Origin of the sequence: Pseudoalteromonas sp. MMG024 (genome assembly GCF_021654175.1) — a bacterium.
Classification (GTDB): domain Bacteria; phylum Pseudomonadota; class Gammaproteobacteria; order Enterobacterales; family Alteromonadaceae; genus Pseudoalteromonas.
This window is the reverse complement of sequence record NZ_JAKFZO010000070.1, coordinates 1-334: the sequence shown is the minus strand read 5'-3', so window position 1 is coordinate 334 and position 334 is coordinate 1. Positions and strand designations below refer to the sequence as shown.

The following is a 334-nucleotide window of genomic DNA, read 5'->3' as shown; positions in this document are numbered from 1 at the left end:
TTTCAAGCGTTATGTTTCAAGTTGAGCATGGATAGAATCGAAACAATAGTTAAGTCACTTCGAAAAGATCACTCTGATTTAGAATCTACTGAATTCGAATTAGTGTTTTCCTTTCCTAGCGAGAAAATGGCTAAAGAATACTTTAGAAAAATCTATCATTGGGAACATCATGATACGATGATTAAGTATCAACTTGACGGGATATACTTCTCAGGTTTTAAAATTAAAACAGACTTAAATGCTAAACATCTTAAGCACTTAACAGAGTGCTATGTTGATTTAGCATCTGAAACTGAGGGTAATCTTTACCGCTGGAAACTGTGGGTTTGAAACA

Annotated in this window: 1 protein-coding gene; it reads left to right on the top strand. The window is 33.8% G+C overall.

Going from position 1 to position 334, the window contains the following annotated elements:
- Nucleotides 1–330, top strand: a 330-nt coding sequence (locus tag L1068_RS21905) for a hypothetical protein (RefSeq protein ID WP_237131973.1), incomplete at its 5' end; no start/stop codon positions are given.
- Nucleotides 331–334: the final 4 nt, after the last annotated feature.